Origin of the sequence: Pedobacter sp. HMWF019 (genome assembly GCF_003061025.1) — a bacterium.
Taxonomy (GTDB): domain Bacteria; phylum Bacteroidota; class Bacteroidia; order Sphingobacteriales; family Sphingobacteriaceae; genus Pedobacter.
Window position 1 is genome coordinate 1 of record NZ_QAIL01000329.1, and the last position, 2,639, is coordinate 2,639.

Genomic DNA, 2,639 nt, shown 5'->3' on the forward strand with positions numbered 1-2,639 from the left:
CTTATAGGCTAAAGTTGTGATGAACTGACGTGGAGGGATAGGGTTTACACTGTAGTTCTCATGAACATAGTAATTTAACACGTTGGTGATGTTCGAGATCTTACCAAGTAAGGATAGTTTTTTCCAGCTGTAACCTGCAGAGAAGTCGAAGGTGGTAAAATCACTCAAAGGAATTAATCTGCTTGCAGCTCCCGTTTTGCTATCATTGTACCCTGCATTTCTGTTCCCTGTATAGAAAGCAGATGCACCTAATTTTAAACCCTGGAGATTTCCATCTTGAAAGGTATAGAATAAAGTTCCGTTAGCCGTATTCTTAGTTGTGCCAACTAAGCGCTGGCCTTCTACGGTACCACCAATAATTGTTTTGGTTTCTCCTGTTGGATTGCCTGGTGTTGGCTTTACATAAGTTATTATAGTTGTTTTATCCAAAGTATTAGTATAACGCATGTAATTATAACTATAACCTGCAATAAAATTCAGTCCTTTTACAATTGTTCCTGTAATGTCTATTTCCAAACCATCGCTGGATGTTTTTCCATTTAATTCTTTAATATTGGCATCTGCATTAGGCGAACCATCTGCTCTCAATAAAGCCTGCTGAGCAAACTTGTTGTTATTGATTCTATAAACAGTAAGGTTTGCGGAGAGCTTGCCATCCAAAAGGTCATTTTTAATACCGGCCTCATATTGATCCACAGTTGAAGGATCTAATGGGGCCATGTTTATATCTGTTCCTGTATTGGAGATGAAATTGCTTGCATAGCTAATATAAAATGAGGTTGTTTTAACCGGTTGATAGATTAAGCCAACTTTTGGAGAAAAAGCATGTTCAATTTTAGACTTGTTGATATAGTTATTGCTGATTGTTTTCTTGCCGTTCAACAAGGAGTCGGTTGTTGTTCTTGGAGTTTTCTGGAAGGTATAACGGATACCTGCCAACACTTTAAACTGATCAGTTACAGTAATTAGATCCTGAATAAATGCACCCATTCTATAAAGTGGTGCATAGGTTCTCGCAACGTTGGTCACTTCCGGGAGATCTGTGCGCGCCGTAAAAGTTGAAGGATCATATAAATTGATGTTTCCATAGTTATAGACAGTGTATGCGGGAGCTACACCAGCAGGGAACGTATATCCATTAGATGTTGTTTTAGACTGATCTGCATCTAATCCTACCAGTAATTGATGTTTAATACTTCCAGTAGTGAAATTTCCGTTTAAGTTGATCTGTTCATTATAGGTGAACTCTTTGGTTTTTGAACGCGTCAGGTTTCTTGCTGCAATTCCCTGGTCATTTGCAAAGGGACGTTCTGCGCTGAAATAATTTCTATTATAGGACTGGAGGGAAGCAGACGCATTTAATTTCCAGTTCTCATTGAAAGTGTGATTCAAATTTATTTGGGAAGTTACTGTATTTGTTTTGTTGTATGCCCAAGGCGCATTTAGATATGCTTTTCTTCCTAAAGGAGAGATTTGATTGGCGATGGTTCCGATACCAAAATCTGGAGTGAAGTCACTTTTTAAATAATCTCCCTGAACCAATAATTCTGTTTTATCGCTGATTTTATAGAGTAATGATGGGTTAACATAGATTCTTTTAGAGTTTACATTGTCTCTAAAACTACCCGCCTTTTCATAAGTTCCAATTACACGGAAAGCTAGTTTTTTAGAGATTGGACCGTATAGATCAACAGTTGGTTTGTATAAATCATAACTTCCAACACGCATCGAAACTTCACCACCGTATTCAAATTTTGGTTTTTTAGTGACCATGTTCACTACAGCGCCACCAGTAACTCCACCATAAAGTAATGCTGCACTTCCTTTTAAAACCTCAACAGATTCTAGTGTGCTGGCTTCTGGCATACCACCAATTGTTGTCCGTACTCCATTTTTAAAAATGTTATTAGCGCCCAGGCTATAACCACGGGCATAAAAATTCTCACCCACAGAACCGCGGTTAGCACCCAGGGCTACACCATTCACATTCTTTAAAACATCAGCTAAACGGTTAGCTTGCTGATCCTGGATCACCTGACTACCAATAATCTGTACAGCCTGAGGTAAATCCTTAGGTGCAATGGCTATCTTACCCAGGTTTACTGGTTTCTGATTCGGTGTTTTGTAACCATTGATGGCTACCTCATCCAATTGAGAAGCTGATTGTGAGATAGAAAAGCTGATTTCTGCAGTTTGTCCGGCGGTAACGTTGATAGATTTCTCCTGAGAAGCGATACCAACAGCCGATATTTTGATGATATAACTTCCAGGCTTTACATTTTTAATGGAAAATGCACCATCTTCATCTGTTACTGCAGTTTTTCCTGCATTTTTTAGGCCTACGCTTACATATCCGGCAGGTTTACCATCACTTGTTTTAATGGTACCGGTAATTTTACCTGTGTTTTGTGCGTAGACAGCAGATTGAAGAGCGAATAGGATAGCGAGAAAGCTAAATAATTTGTAAATATTTGGCATATTGTTATTAAGATTAATTCTAATTGGCCGCAAAGATAGAATCTCATTCCGTTTTGACAAAATTATTTAGAATTAAAATAAATAAGACTCATGAAAGAACTGTATATCAGATATCAAGGCAATGTCATTTATGAAGTGCTTATTGGTATATCGGAAAAAGT

1 protein-coding gene is annotated in these 2,639 nt (G+C 38.0%); it reads right to left on the reverse strand.

All coding sequences use genetic code 11. The annotated features are described in order from the left end of the window. Positions 1-2,478: TonB-dependent receptor (locus tag DBR11_RS18485; protein ID WP_108554117.1), on the reverse strand; the 2,478-nt coding region annotated here is incomplete at its 3' end. Positions 2,479-2,639: the final 161 nt, after the last annotated feature.